The organism is Pseudomonas sp. Irchel 3E19, from assembly GCF_900187585.1.
Taxonomy (GTDB): domain Bacteria; phylum Pseudomonadota; class Gammaproteobacteria; order Pseudomonadales; family Pseudomonadaceae; genus Aquipseudomonas; species Aquipseudomonas baetica.
Genome location: NZ_FYDT01000006.1, coordinates 97,177 through 110,066, shown reverse-complemented (window position 1 = coordinate 110,066; position 12,890 = coordinate 97,177). Strand labels below are relative to the sequence as shown.

Annotated in this window: 14 protein-coding genes; 10 read left to right on the top strand and 4 right to left on the bottom strand. The window is 59.2% G+C overall.

Going from position 1 to position 12,890, the window contains the following annotated elements; genetic code table 11:
* Window positions 1-64: 64 nt before the first annotated feature.
* The 3 genes from gltS to rph form a co-directional block, all read right to left on the bottom strand.
* A complete protein-coding gene (gene gltS / locus CKW18_RS05990) occupies window positions 65-1,273 on the bottom strand; it encodes a sodium/glutamate symporter (protein ID WP_095187919.1) in 1,209 nt (402 codons plus the stop codon).
* A gap of 392 nt (window positions 1,274-1,665) precedes the next feature.
* A complete protein-coding gene (locus CKW18_RS05985) occupies window positions 1,666-2,034 on the bottom strand; it encodes a DUF4870 domain-containing protein (protein ID WP_095187918.1) in 369 nt (122 codons plus the stop codon).
* Between the two features lie 28 nt (window positions 2,035-2,062).
* A complete protein-coding gene (gene rph, locus CKW18_RS05980; protein ID WP_095187917.1) occupies window positions 2,063-2,785 on the bottom strand; it encodes a ribonuclease PH in 723 nt (240 codons plus the stop codon).
* Window positions 2,786-3,055: 270 nt separating this feature from the next.
* On the opposite strand from rph, the gene CKW18_RS05975 reads away from it, so the two are divergent.
* From CKW18_RS05975 to CKW18_RS05950, 6 genes are all read left to right on the top strand, one after another.
* A complete protein-coding gene (locus CKW18_RS05975) occupies window positions 3,056-3,919 on the top strand; it encodes a YicC/YloC family endoribonuclease (RefSeq protein WP_095187979.1) in 864 nt (287 codons plus the stop codon).
* A 12-nt stretch (window positions 3,920-3,931) separates the two neighbouring features.
* Window positions 3,932-4,552: a guanylate kinase gene (gmk, locus tag CKW18_RS05970; protein WP_042561759.1), complete on the top strand. Its 621-nt coding sequence runs from the start codon at window positions 3,932-3,934 to the stop codon at window positions 4,550-4,552.
* 167 nt (window positions 4,553-4,719) lie between these two features.
* The gene (gene rpoZ / locus CKW18_RS05965; protein WP_007894670.1) at window positions 4,720-4,983 is read left to right on the top strand and encodes a DNA-directed RNA polymerase subunit omega; all 264 of its coding nucleotides are present in this window, start codon (window positions 4,720-4,722) and stop codon (window positions 4,981-4,983) included.
* A gap of 57 nt (window positions 4,984-5,040) precedes the next feature.
* Window positions 5,041-7,146 (top strand): bifunctional GTP diphosphokinase/guanosine-3',5'-bis pyrophosphate 3'-pyrophosphohydrolase, encoded by a 2,106-nt coding sequence (spoT, locus tag CKW18_RS05960; protein ID WP_095187916.1) that lies wholly within the window; start codon window positions 5,041-5,043, stop codon window positions 7,144-7,146.
* 24 nt (window positions 7,147-7,170) lie between these two features.
* Window positions 7,171-7,551: a RidA family protein gene (locus tag CKW18_RS05955; protein WP_003229509.1), complete on the top strand. Its 381-nt coding sequence runs from the start codon at window positions 7,171-7,173 to the stop codon at window positions 7,549-7,551.
* A 69-nt stretch (window positions 7,552-7,620) separates the two neighbouring features.
* The gene (locus CKW18_RS05950; RefSeq protein ID WP_095187915.1) at window positions 7,621-8,361 is read left to right on the top strand and encodes a hypothetical protein; all 741 of its coding nucleotides are present in this window, start codon (window positions 7,621-7,623) and stop codon (window positions 8,359-8,361) included.
* 141 nt (window positions 8,362-8,502) lie between these two features.
* Here the strand turns inward: CKW18_RS05950 and CKW18_RS05945 are convergent, their stop codons facing one another.
* Window positions 8,503-9,360: an SDR family oxidoreductase gene (locus tag CKW18_RS05945; protein ID WP_095187914.1), complete on the bottom strand. Its 858-nt coding sequence runs from the start codon at window positions 9,358-9,360 to the stop codon at window positions 8,503-8,505.
* 188 nt (window positions 9,361-9,548) lie between these two features.
* On the opposite strand from CKW18_RS05945, the gene exbB reads away from it, so the two are divergent.
* The 4 genes from exbB to CKW18_RS05925 all read left to right on the top strand — a co-directional run bounded on the left by exbB (window position 9,549) and on the right by CKW18_RS05925 (window position 12,885).
* Window positions 9,549-10,502, top strand: coding sequence for a tonB-system energizer ExbB (exbB, locus tag CKW18_RS05940; protein ID WP_095187913.1), 954 nt, complete (start codon window positions 9,549-9,551; stop codon window positions 10,500-10,502).
* Window positions 10,503-10,508: 6 nt separating this feature from the next.
* Window positions 10,509-10,937, top strand: coding sequence for a TonB system transport protein ExbD (gene exbD, locus CKW18_RS05935; RefSeq protein WP_095187912.1), 429 nt, complete (start codon window positions 10,509-10,511; stop codon window positions 10,935-10,937).
* Complete coding sequence (locus CKW18_RS05930) at window positions 10,934-11,680, top strand: energy transducer TonB (RefSeq protein WP_095187911.1); 747 nt, start codon at window positions 10,934-10,936, stop codon at window positions 11,678-11,680. The genes exbD and CKW18_RS05930 overlap by 4 nt, the downstream gene beginning before the upstream one ends.
* Before the next feature lie 275 nt (window positions 11,681-11,955).
* Window positions 11,956-12,885 (top strand): hydrogen peroxide-inducible genes activator, encoded by a 930-nt coding sequence (locus CKW18_RS05925; protein ID WP_095187910.1) that lies wholly within the window; start codon window positions 11,956-11,958, stop codon window positions 12,883-12,885.
* The last annotated feature ends 5 nt before the right edge of the window (window positions 12,886-12,890 follow it).

The window sequence follows — 12,890 nt, the reverse complement described above, 5'->3', positions numbered from 1 at the left end:
ACGGGCATTTTTTATGCGTCTGTGGGGCGAAAGCAGCCCCATCTACGCTGTAAACGTCCGTAGATCACACTGCGACGAAAAACGGCAGCGACAGATACAGCTTGATCACGATGACGTTAATGATGTCGATAAAGAACGCCCCCACCATCGGCACGACGAGAAAAGCGATCTGCGAAGGGCCGAAGCGCTGCGTCACCGCCTGCATGTTAGCGATGGCCGTTGGCGTCGCACCCAACCCGAAACCGCAGTGCCCAGCCGCCAATACCGCCGCATCGTAATTGCGGCCCATTACTCTGAAGGTCACGAAAATCGCAAAAAGCGCCATGACCAGTGTTTGTGCAGCCAGGATGATAAAGATCGGCAATGCCAACGCAGCCAGATCCCATAACTTTAGCGACATCAAGGCAATCGCCAGAAACAGCGACAGGCTGACATTGCCCAGCACCGACACTTCACGCTCGAATACCTGATACAGGCCCAGCGCCGACAGACCATTACGCAGCAACACGCCCACGAACAAAACGCAGACAAACGTTGGCAATTCGAAAGCGGTTCCGTATAGCAGGCCGTTCAGAACGTTGCCGGCCAACAGGCTGACGGCGATCAGAGCCAGTGTCTCGATGAACGAAAAAGGAGTAATCGAGCGCTCTTTGTTCGGCTGCTCGAAACCCTTTGGCAACCGTGGCGTTTCCTGAGGTTGGCAACCCGGTACTTGCACGCGCTTGATAAGTAACCGAGCCACCGGCCCACCAATCAAGCCACCCAGGACCAGGCCGAATGTTGCCGAAGCAATAGCAAGTTCGGACGCCGAAGCCAGGCCGTACTTTTCACTGAACACCGTTCCCCAGGCAGCCCCCGTACCGTGACCGCCCGCCAACGTGATCGAGCCCGTCAGCAGGCCCATCAACGGATCAAGCCCCAGCGTTTTGGCCAGACCAATACCCAAGGCGTTCTGAACCACCAGAAGCCCGGTAACCGCCAGGAGAAAAATGCCGACTACGCGACCACCCTTTTTCAGGCTGGCAAAGTCTGCGCTCAAACCGATAGTGGCAAAGAATGCCAGCATCAAAGGCGTTTGCAGCGAAGTATCGAATCTGATTTCTATATCAAAAGTACGCAGCATCAATAAAACCAGAGCAACCACCAGGCCACCAGCCACGGGCTCAGGAATATTGTAATTACGCAGGAAACCGACTCGTGCAATAAGTCCGCGCCCCAGCAAAAGCACCAGAGAGGCGGCGACGAGCGTTCCATAAAAATCGAGCTGAATCATTGGGATTATTCTTGGCTGTATATTCATCAGGCGCACTTTTTACCCGCGCACGCCCACAGAATCGGCTGATTGTCTCAACACTGATTGAATTGGAATTCAAGAGCCTTCGATGGCTTGAATATAACGAGATATTTCTGAAGCAACGTTGTGCGGAGTAACCTTAACAATCGCCAAGTCTTATTGCCAAGGACTGAGATCGCGCTAACCCATTGTAGTTGTGACTAAAAGTGTAAGCGTTGAAATATACATACAAACATTTACTACCACTTGTCGCGCGTAGAACCAGTCCTACATGAAAGAGTAATTAGTCAAGTTGCAGAAACACAAATGCCCCGATAAGTCAGGGCATTTGTATTAAAACCTTGCGAAGCGCTGAGGTTTCGAATTGATCGTTATTTGATCAGTCGCCAGGTGAACGGGTATCGATAAGGGAACCCGTCATTGGCTTTCACTCCAGCGATGATCGTCAAGACCAGCGCACCGATGGCCAGCAGGCCCAACAGGAAAAAGCCGATAATCAACAACATCAGCAACAGGCAGATGGCCGAAGCAATCGCCACGGTGATCTGAAAATTCAGCGCTTCCTTGCCCTGAGCGTCGATGAACGGATCCGTCTCACGCTTCATTTGCCACAGAATCAGCGGGCCGATCAGATTGCCAAACGGAATCCAGATCCCCAGCAAGGCGGACAGGTGACAAAACATCGCCCATTGACGAACCTCCTGGCTCGGTTTGGGCAGCAGCTCTTGCTCGTCACTCATCGCGTCCTCCTTGCGGGTTAGAACCTGCTCAGTCGGCCAGTGCGGCTTTCTGCAGTTCGAAGATTTCGTTCATGCCTTTCTTGGCCAGTTCCAGCATGGCGTTCAGGTCTTCAGGCTGGAACGGCGCGCCTTCAGCAGTACCTTGCACTTCGATGAAGCCACCGGAGCTGGTCATCACCACGTTGAGGTCAGTCTCGGCAGCGGAATCTTCAAGATAGTCCAGATCCAGCACAGGCTCGCCCTGATACATGCCGACCGATACCGCACCGATCATTTGCTTGAGCGGATCGCCGCCTTTCAGGCCGCCGCGCTTCTTGATCACTTTCAGCGCATCGACCAGCGCAACCATGGCGCCAGTGATCGACGCAGTGCGGGTGCCGCCGTCAGCCTGGATCACGTCGCAATCGACATACAGAGTGACGTCGCCGAGCTTGGACATGTCCAGAGCCGCGCGCAGGGAACGGCCGATCAGGCGCTGGATTTCCAGGGTACGACCACCCTGCTTGCCACGGCTCGCTTCACGCTGGTTTCGCTCGCCGGTGGCGCGCGGCAGCATGCCGTACTCAGCGGTCAACCAGCCTTGGCCCTGGCCTTTGAGGAACCGCGGCACGCCGTTTTCGACGCTGACGGTGCAGATGACTTTGGTATCACCGAATTCGACCAGTACGGATCCCTCGGCGTGTTTGGTGTAGTTGCGGGTAATGCGGATCGAGCGGAGCTGATCGGCAGCGCGACCACTTGGACGTTTCATAGGGAATACCTGTACTGGGGACGGAAAACTGCCGAGCATTATAGAGCGGTGCACCGCCAGTGGGCACTGGTTAAAAATCCGCACGGACGACTCAAGGCCTTGAAACACTGATTACCGACGGGCTGCAGCCCTTTGTCACACCGTGTGTTTGGGCGCATTCGCCGCACTGCGCTACAATCCTGCGCCTTTGCTGCCAGTCGGCTTAAATTCATTCATATCGCGTCTGCGGAACTGAAGTTCTGCGCCGATCTGCATTGCGAGGTCACCGCCATGGTGCACAGCATGACCGCCTTCGCCCGCGTCGAAAAGGCCGGCGTCCAGGGCACCCTGAGCTGGGAATTGCGCTCGGTCAACAGCCGCTATCTGGAACCGCACCTGCGCCTGCCAGAGTCGTTTCGCGACCTCGAGGGCGCCGTGCGTGAAGCGCTGCGTCAGGGGCTGTCGCGGGGCAAACTGGAATGCACCCTGCGCTTCACTGAAGAAAGCACCGGCAAGCCGCTGCAAGTCGATCGCGAGCGCGCCGCGCAACTCGTCGCTGCCGCAGAGACGATCGCCGGCCTGATCAAAAACCCCGCCGCGCTGAATCCACTGGAAGTGCTGGCCTGGCCTGGCGTGCTGGTTGCCGATGCAACCGACCCGCAAGCGCTGAACGCCGAAGCCTTGGCCCTGTTCACTCAAGGTCTGAAAGAGCTCAAGGCCGGCCGCGAACGTGAAGGTGCGGAACTGGCGCGACTGATCAACGAGCGCCTGACTTCCATCGAAGAAGACGTCGTGACCCTGCGTGAACTGGTTCCGCAGATGCTCGCCACCCAGCGCCAAAAAGTTCTCGACCGTTTCGCCGACATGAAGGCCGAGATGGATCCGCAGCGCCTGGAACAGGAAATGGTCATGCTCGCGCAAAAGAGCGACGTGGCCGAAGAACTGGATCGTCTGAGCACCCACATTATTGAAGTTCGCCGGGTGCTCAAGTCCGGTGGTGCGGCCGGACGTCGCCTGGACTTCCTGATGCAGGAGCTCAACCGCGAAGCCAACACACTGGGCTCAAAGGCCTTCGACCCGCGCAGCACCCAGGCCGCCGTCAACCTCAAGGTGTTGATCGAGCAGATGCGCGAACAAGTGCAGAATATTGAGTAAGGCTACCCCGACATGACCCACAGCACCGGCACCCTGTACATCATTTCCGCGCCATCGGGCGCGGGCAAGAGCAGCCTGGTCAAGGCTTTGACCGACGCCAACCCGGAGATCCGCGTCTCGATCTCGCACACCACCCGCGCCATGCGTCCGGGTGAAGTGAACGGCGTGAACTATCACTTCGTGACCCGCGAAGCCTTTGTAAAGATGGGCGAGCACGGTGATTTCCTCGAGCGCGCCGAAGTGTTCGGCAACTTCTATGGCACCTCGCAAAGCCATCTGCAACAAACTCTGGACGAAGGCCACGACCTGATTCTGGAAATCGACTGGCAGGGCGCCGAGCAAGTGCGCAAGCTGATGCCGCAGGCCCGCTCGATCTTCATTTTGCCGCCATCGTTGCAAGCGCTGCACCAGCGCCTGACGAATCGCGGCCAGGACAGCGACGAGATCATCGACGGGCGGATGCGCGAAGCGGTCAATGAGATGAGCCACTACGTTGAGTACGACTACCTGATCATCAACGACGACTTTGCTCATGCGCTGGACGATCTGAAGGCGATTTTCCGCGCCAATCAGCTGCAACAGAAGCGCCAACAGGTGCGTTTCGGCAAATTGCTGGCTGAACTGCTCGGCTAAACAGAGCTTCCCAAAACCGCTGCAAGGGCTTTACATTGGCACTTGCAGCGCGTTGAAGGGCTTGGTCAAAAAATCAGCGCTTCCCTAATCGCTGGTGATTTTTTAAACTGTTGAGTCCGCTCGCCCAACCGGGCAGCGCGCATATTGCATTCGCTCCGAGGAATACCATGGCCCGCGTAACCGTTGAAGACTGCCTGAACCACGTGGAAAACCGTTTTGAGCTGGTCATGCTGTCCACCAAGCGTGCCCGTCAACTGGCCACCGGCGGCAAAGAGCCACTGGTTCAGTGGGAAAACGACAAGCCTACCGTTGTAGCGCTGCGTGAAATCGCTGAAGGCCTGATGAGCTACGAGTTCATCGCCAACGCTGAAATCGTCGAAGACGAACCGCTGTTCGCAGCGTTCGAGGACGAGTCCAACGAGGCCGTCTAAGTCTATGCCTGGTCGACGTAGCACGGCGCGGGGTCACAGCCAACGGCAGGAGTCATCATGCCGAGCATAGACGCCCTCGCCGATCGCTTATCGACCTACCTCGGCAATGACCAGGTCAACCTGGTCCGCCGAGCGTATTTCTACGCCGAACAAGCCCACGACGGCCAACGCCGCCGCAGCGGCGAGGCGTACGTCACGCATCCTCTTGCTGTGGCCAATATTCTTGCCGACATGCACATGGACCATCAGAGCCTGATGGCCGCGATGCTGCATGATGTGATCGAAGACACCGGTATCGCCAAAGAAGCGCTGCAAGCGCAGTTCGGTGAAACCGTGGCCGAACTGGTCGACGGGGTCAGCAAACTGACCCAGATGAATTTCGAGACCAAGGCCGAAGCCCAGGCGGAAAACTTCCAGAAAATGGCCATGGCCATGGCACGCGACATTCGCGTGATCCTGGTCAAACTCGCCGACCGCCTGCATAACATGCGTACGCTGGAAGTGCTGTCCGGCGAAAAACGCCGTCGGATCGCCAAAGAAACCCTAGAGATCTATGCACCCATCGCCAACCGCCTGGGCATGCACGCGATTCGTATCGAATTCGAAGACCTCGGCTTCAAGGCCATGCACCCGATGCGTTCCGCGCGGATCTACCAGGCGGTCAAGCGCGCCCGGGGCAACCGCAAGGAAATCGTCAACAAGATCGAAGAATCCCTCGGCCATTGCCTCGCAATCGACGGCATCCAGGGCGAAGTCAGCGGTCGCCAGAAACACCTCTACGGCATCTACAAGAAAATGCGCGGCAAGCGTCGGGCCTTCAACGAGATCATGGACGTCTACGCGTTCCGGATCATCGTCGACAAGGTCGATACCTGCTACCGCGTGCTAGGCGCTGTACATAATTTGTACAAACCGTTGCCGGGGCGCTTCAAGGATTACATCGCGATCCCCAAGGCCAACGGCTATCAGTCGCTGCACACCACGTTGTTCGGCATGCACGGCGTACCGATCGAGATCCAGATCCGCACCCGTGAAATGGAAGAGATGGCCAACAACGGCATCGCTGCCCATTGGCTGTACAAGTCCAGCGGTGACGAGCAGCCCAAAGGCACTCATGCCCGCGCTCGTCAGTGGGTCAAAGGCGTGCTGGAAATGCAGCAACGTGCCGGCAACTCGCTGGAATTCATCGAAAGCGTGAAGATCGACCTGTTCCCGGACGAGGTCTACGTCTTCACGCCAAAAGGCCGGATCATGGAGCTGCCAAAAGGCTCCACGGCGGTCGACTTTGCCTACGCGGTACACACCGACGTCGGCAACAGCTGCATTGCCTGCCGGATCAACCGCCGCCTCGCACCGCTGTCCGAACCGCTGCAAAGCGGCTCCACAGTCGAGATCGTCAGCGCGCCCGGCGCGCGACCAAACCCGGCGTGGCTCAACTTCGTGGTTACCGGCAAGGCGCGCACGCACATCCGCCATGCACTGAAACTGCAGCGCCGTTCCGAATCCATCAGCCTCGGCGAACGCCTGCTGAACAAGGTGCTCAATGGTTTCGACAGCGCCCTGGAAAAGATCCCGGCCGAGCGCGTCAAGGCGATGCTCACCGAATACCGCCTCGAACTGATCGAAGACCTGCTCGAAGACATTGGTCTGGGCAATCGCATGGCCTATGTAGTGGCGCGCCGCCTGCTTGGCGAGGGCGAACAACTGCCAAGCCCCGAAGGCCCGCTGGCGATTCGCGGCACCGAGGGCCTGGTTCTCAGCTACGCCAAATGCTGCACGCCGATCCCGGGCGACCCGATTGTCGGTCACTTGTCGGCGGGCAAAGGCATGGTCGTGCACCTGGACAACTGCCGCAACATCAGCGAGGTCCGGCACAACCCGGAAAAATGCATCCAGCTCTCGTGGGCCAAGGATGTCACCGGCGAATTCAACGTCGAACTGCGCGTCGAGCTGGAACACCAGCGCGGCCTGATTGCGCTGCTGGCCAGCAGCGTCAACGCAGCCGACGGCAATATCGAGAAAATCAGCATGGACGAACGCGATGGTCGCATCAGCGTCGTGCAACTGGTGGTCAGCGTCCACGACCGTGTGCACCTGGCCCGCGTAATCAAGAAGCTGCGCGCCTTGACCGGGGTGATCCGCATCACCCGCATGCGTGCATAACTCACACCTAACAAGGAGTCATACATGACCAAGACTGTTATCACCAGCGACAAGGCCCCAGCCGCCATCGGTACTTACTCTCAGGCAATCAAGGCCGGTAACACCGTCTACATGTCGGGTCAGATTCCTCTGGACCCAAAAACCATGGAACTGGTTGAAGGCTTCGAAGCCCAGACCGTCCAGGTGTTCGAGAACCTCAAAGCCGTGGCCGAAGCCGCCGGCGGTTCGTTCAAGGACATCGTCAAACTGAACATTTTCCTCACCGACCTGAGCCACTTCGCCAAGGTCAACGAGATCATGGGCAAGTACTTCGACCAGCCATACCCGGCCCGAGCCGCCATCGGCGTAGCTGCCCTGCCAAAGGGTTCGCAGGTTGAAATGGATGCCATTCTGGTCATCGAGTGATGCGCACGGCGCGGCCCTCAAACGCCGCGCCGACTGCTCAGCAAGAAAAGGTTTTGAAAGGATTCCACCATGCGCAAAGCGCTAGCTCTCCCGCTGCTCGCCATTTTCCTCGGCGGCTGCGCCAGCAACCCCGCCGACCGTGACATCAGCGGCACCTGGATCAATCAGGTGGCGATCGATGCCGCAGCCAAGGGCGGCCCCCTGCGCGAAGCGCTTCAGGCCTACGGCCCGAACCTGGAGTGGGACGTCAACACCAAGGCCAGTCAGGCCCGCTACACCAACGGTTTTGAGAACGTCGAAGGACGGCTGCTGGGCGAACAGTCCGGCGCCTGGAAAGTCGACTTCTATGGCAGCTCGGCCAGCGAACTGAAACGCGACGGCGGGCAACTGCAACAAGCCGCCAGCGAAAACGAACCGGAACAGGTTTTTGACCGCGCGCAGATTCCGGTACCGGAAGGCGCGCCGATTGGCGCCAGTTTCGAACGCGCACTGTATTCCGCCTACATGGGCGGCAACTGGAAGATTGCCAGCGGCCAAGGAGAAGGCGGCACCGTGCAGTTCCAGGCCGACGGCCAAGTCAGCGGCCTGCCGGGCGCCGACCGTTATGCCTTGTGCCTGGCGGGCGATTGCGCTTCGATGAGCAGCAACAATGACAACATGTGGCTGCAACTCAATGGTCAGGGCAATGCCTATATCTTTGCGCGCAAGGGCAAGGAACTGGAGATCTTCCAGGCGGTGAACACCGCGCTGGCGGATGAAATGCCGCAGTACACGCCGGGCGAGCGCAAGTGGTTGCTCGAGAAGCAGTAAGCACGCGCTGAGAACAACACATAAACCTGTGGGAGCGGGCTTGCTCGCGAAAGCGGTGGATCAGTCGACATTAAAGTTGCCTGACACTCCCTCTTCGCGAGCAAGCTCGCTCCCACAGTTGTTTTCAGGGGTGTCTGGGAGTCAGCATTTACCTTCGAGGATCGCAGCATAGCCTTCGCGATAACTTGGGTATTTCGGCATCCAGCCCAACGCTTTAGCCCGGGCATTGCTGCAGCGCTTGCTGCCGGTGCGCCGCACGCTGGCATCTTCCGCCCATTCCGTTACACCCAAATACTCGCGCAACCAACCCACTACTTCAGCCAACGGCGCCGGTGCATCATCAACGCCGATATAGAAATCCTCCAGCTTCACGCCCTGACGATCCTTCTCCAGCAGGAACGCCAGCAATCCGGCTGCATCGTCGGCATGTATGCGATTGCCATACAACGGCGGATCAACGGCGACGCGATAACCACGACGCACCTGCGTCAGCAGCCATTCACGGCCCGGGCCGTAGATACCGGTCAGGCGCAGGACGCTCGCCGGGATTCCACTATTGAGTGCCACCTGCTCGGCTTCGAGCATCAATCGACCTGAGTAACCGGTGGCGACGGTTTCGGAAGTCTCATCCACCCACTCGCCGTCCAGTTGCCCGTAGACACTGCTGCTGGACACGAAGATCAGGCGCTCAGGCATTTGCCCATAGTCGCCCAGCCAGCTCAGCACGTTCTGCAAACCCTGCACGTAAGCCGCGCGATAGCCGGCCTCATCGTGATCGGTCGCCGCTGCGCAATACACCAGATAATCCACGGCACCCACCGGCCAGGTCGCCGGGCAGTCTTCGTTGAACAGATCGCCGGCAACGCCGACAACACCGTCCGGCAAGCGCGAGACATTGCGGCGCAGACCATGAACTTCCCAGCCAGCGGTCAGCAATTGCGTAGCCAGACGACTGCCGACATCACCACAACCAGCAATCAAAACAGAAGGCGCGGACATCAAAAAACTCCCATCGGAAAGCGACAGACTAGCCTTGGCAAGAGTCGTGCGGCTAGCAATCAAGGAAAAAAAGATACTCTATTACTTTTGTTAACAAGAATTACTTGCAATAATGCAGGCCACTTTTGTTCTCGGCCTCACGAGGCCTGGAAGAGCATTACCGTTTTTCTATCTCAGGTCCGGCCAGCATGACACGTAATCAAAACCCCGCTTCGCCAACCAACCGACCTCGCGCCTGGAGCGCTCTGGCGGCTCTGCTGCTCAGCCTGATGCTGGCACCGACCGCTGCTTTCGCCGACGCTCAAGCGCCTGCGACACCGGCTGCTACCGAACAGACCGCGCCTGCGGCTGCCGCACCTGACGCGACCGCTCCGGTCCAGACCCTCGACGTTACGCCTGCCGATGCGCCGCAAGCGCTCGAAGCCGACAATACACTGGGCATGGCCCACGACCTGTCGCCATGGGGCATGTACCAGAACGCCGACATCATCGTGAAAATCGTGATGATCGGCCTGGCCATCGCGTCGATCATCACCTGGACCATCTGGATCGCCAAAGGCTTCGAGCTGATGGGCGCCAAGCGTCGTCTGCGGGGTGAAATCGCCGCCCTGAAGAAAGCCACCACGCTTAAAGAAGCCAGCACCACTGCCGCAAAAGAAGGCACCCTTGCCAACCTGCTGGTCCACGACGCCCTTGAAGAGATGCGCCTGTCGACCAACAGCCGCGAGAAAGAAGGCATCAAGGAGCGCGTCAGCTTCCGTCTCGAGCGTCTGGTCGCCGCCTGCGGTCGCAACATGAGCAGCGGCACTGGCGTACTCGCAACCATCGGTTCCACCGCACCGTTCGTCGGTCTGTTCGGCACCGTGTGGGGCATCATGAACTCCTTCATCGGCATCGCCAAAACCCAGACCACCAACCTTGCCGTCGTAGCGCCAGGTATCGCTGAAGCGCTGCTGGCCACCGCACTGGGTCTGGTCGCGGCAATTCCAGCCGTTGTCATCTACAACGTGTTCGCCCGCTCCATCGCCGGCTACAAGGCGCAGGTGTCCGATGCGTCGGCAGAAGTCCTGCTGCTGGTCAGCCGTGACCTCGACCACCAGCCTGAGCGCAGCTCGCAACCGCACATGGTGAAAGTGGGGTAATCGGCCATGGGCCTGCATTTGAAAGAAGGCGCAGACGACGATCTGGCCGAGAACCACGAAATCAACGTCACGCCGTTCATCGACGTGATGCTGGTGCTGTTGATCATCTTCATGGTGGCCGCTCCATTGGCCACTGTGGACATCAAAGTCGACCTGCCTGCCTCGACCGCCAAACCGGCACCGCGGCCAGAGAAACCGGTGTTCCTCAGCGTCAAGGCTGACCAGCGCCTGTTCCTCGGCGAAGACGAAGTGAAGCCTGAAGCACTGGGCGCCACCCTCGACGCTCGCACCAAGGGCAAGAAAGACACGACGATCTTCTTCCAGGCTGACAAAGGCGTGGATTACGGCGACCTGATGAGCGTGATGGATAACCTTCGCGCAGCAGGCTACCTGAAAGTCGGTTTGGTCGGCCTCGAGAGCGCAGTCAAGAAATGATCACGACGCGCCATAAGCTGACGCGTTACAGCGGTAGCCTGGCCTTGGTGCTGGGCGTCCATGCGCTGGCCATCGCACTGGCCATGAACTGGACCGCCCGCCCGCCCATCGAATTGCCTCCACAGGCGATGATGGTCGAGCTGGCACCGGCTCCGGCCCCGCCACCGCCTGCTCCGCCGAAAGTCGTCACACCACCGCAGCCACCGGCTCCGGTTGAAGAGTTGCCGATTCCAAAACTCGCCGAAGCACCGAAAGCCGAAATCGCGGTGCAGAAACCCAAGCCGAAGCCAAAGCCTAAACCGCCGAAGCCGGTCGAGAAGAAGCTGCCCGATCCGCCGAAGGAAAAACCTTCCGAGGAAAAACCGGCCGACACGCCACCGACTCCAGCGCCGACGGAGAAATCCGCTGCACCGGCACCGGGTCCGTCGCCGGCACAAATGGCTGCCAAGGCCAGTTGGCAAGGCACGCTGCTTGCGCATTTGGCCAAGTACAAAAAGTACCCGCAGAGTGCTCAGGCACGTGGCAAGGAAGGCTTGAACCGTCTGCGCTTCGTGGTCGATGGCGAAGGCAACGTGCTGTCGTTCGAACTGGTGGGCCGCTCAGGCAACGCCGATCTGGACCGGGCCACCCTGGAAATGATCCGCCGTGCGCAACCGCTGCCCAAGCCACCGGCCGACATGTTGACCAATGGCTCAATCGAAATTGTTGCGCCGTTTGTTTACTCGCTGGAACGTCGCCGCTAAGTAACACCGCAATACCTGTGGGAGCGAGCCTGCTCGCGAAGAGGTCGCGTCAGTCAGCTCATGTTTGTCTGACCCAGCGCTTTCGCGAGCAGGCTCGCTCCCACAGGGTTATGTGGTGACGGTTGGATCGAGATAAAGGCACCGAAAGGTGCCTTTTGCATATCCATGCACGGCAAACCGGCATTGCCCGGTGTCGCACTCAGCCCTCAGTCTGATAACGTGCGTCTATCGATCGCAGCCGGTATGCTTGGCCCGCACCTTCATGGACGCTTGCTATGACTCTCACAGAATTACGCTACATCGTTACCCTCGCCCAAGAGCAGCACTTCGGCCACGCGGCCGAGCGTTGCCACGTCAGCCAGCCGACCCTTTCGGTGGGCGTGAAAAAGCTTGAAGACGAACTCGGTGTGCTGATTTTCGAGCGCAGCAAAAGCGCCGTGCGCCTGACCCCGGTCGGCGAAGGCATCGTCGCCCAGGCGCAGAAAGTGCTGGAACAGGCCCAAGGCATTCGCGAACTGGCCCAGGCCGGCAAAAACCAGCTGACCGCCCCGCTGAAAATCGGCGCGATCTACACCGTCGGCCCGTACCTGTTCCCGCACCTGATTCCACAACTGCACCGGGTCGCCCCGCAGATGCCGTTGTATATCGAAGAAAACTTCACCCACGTGCTGCGCGACAAACTGCGCAACGGCGAGCTCGACGCGATCATCATCGCCCTGCCATTCAACGAAGCTGACGTGCTGACCCTGCAACTCTACGACGAGCCGTTCTACGTCCTGATGCCGGCCCAGCACCCGTGGACGCAAAAAGAAACCATCGACGCCGGCCTGCTCAACGACAAGAGCCTGCTGCTGCTTGGCGAAGGTCACTGCTTCCGTGATCAGGTACTCGAAGCCTGCCCGACCCTGACCAAGGGCAACGACGGCGCCAAGCACACCACGGTCGAATCCAGCTCGCTGGAAACCATTCGCCACATGGTCGCCTCCGGTCTGGGCATCTCGATCCTGCCGCTGTCGGCAGTCGACAGCCATCACTACGCCCCGGGCGTGATCGAAGTGCGCCCCCTGTCGCCACCGGTGCCATTCCGCACCGTGGCGATTGCCTGGCGCGCGAGTTTCCCGCGCCCGAAAGCCATCGAGATCCTCGCCGACTCCATTCGCCTGTGCTCGGTTGCCAAACCTGCGGCACCGGTCACCGCCGGTTAAGCGAG

Bases quoted from the DNA above. Each gene is read 5' to 3' on its own strand.
- rpoZ (WP_007894670.1), top strand. From the start codon at position 4,720: ATGGCCCGCGTAACCGTTGAAGACTGCCTGAACCACGTGGAAAACCGT.
- rph (WP_095187917.1), bottom strand. From the start codon at position 2,785: ATGAAACGTCCAAGTGGTCGCGCTGCCGATCAGCTCCGCTCGATCCGC.
- exbD (WP_095187912.1), top strand. From the start codon at position 10,509: ATGGGCCTGCATTTGAAAGAAGGCGCAGACGACGATCTGGCCGAGAAC.
- spoT (WP_095187916.1), top strand. From the start codon at position 5,041: ATGCCGAGCATAGACGCCCTCGCCGATCGCTTATCGACCTACCTCGGC.
- exbB (WP_095187913.1), top strand. From the start codon at position 9,549: ATGACACGTAATCAAAACCCCGCTTCGCCAACCAACCGACCTCGCGCC.
- gmk (WP_042561759.1), top strand. From the start codon at position 3,932: ATGACCCACAGCACCGGCACCCTGTACATCATTTCCGCGCCATCGGGC.
- CKW18_RS05950 (WP_095187915.1), top strand. From the start codon at position 7,621: ATGCGCAAAGCGCTAGCTCTCCCGCTGCTCGCCATTTTCCTCGGCGGC.
- CKW18_RS05925 (WP_095187910.1), top strand. From the start codon at position 11,956: ATGACTCTCACAGAATTACGCTACATCGTTACCCTCGCCCAAGAGCAG.
- CKW18_RS05985 (WP_095187918.1), bottom strand. From the start codon at position 2,034: ATGAGTGACGAGCAAGAGCTGCTGCCCAAACCGAGCCAGGAGGTTCGT.
- CKW18_RS05975 (WP_095187979.1), top strand. From the start codon at position 3,056: ATGGTGCACAGCATGACCGCCTTCGCCCGCGTCGAAAAGGCCGGCGTC.
- CKW18_RS05930 (WP_095187911.1), top strand. From the start codon at position 10,934: ATGATCACGACGCGCCATAAGCTGACGCGTTACAGCGGTAGCCTGGCC.
- gltS (WP_095187919.1), bottom strand. From the start codon at position 1,273: ATGATTCAGCTCGATTTTTATGGAACGCTCGTCGCCGCCTCTCTGGTG.
- CKW18_RS05945 (WP_095187914.1), bottom strand. From the start codon at position 9,360: ATGTCCGCGCCTTCTGTTTTGATTGCTGGTTGTGGTGATGTCGGCAGT.
- CKW18_RS05955 (WP_003229509.1), top strand. From the start codon at position 7,171: ATGACCAAGACTGTTATCACCAGCGACAAGGCCCCAGCCGCCATCGGT.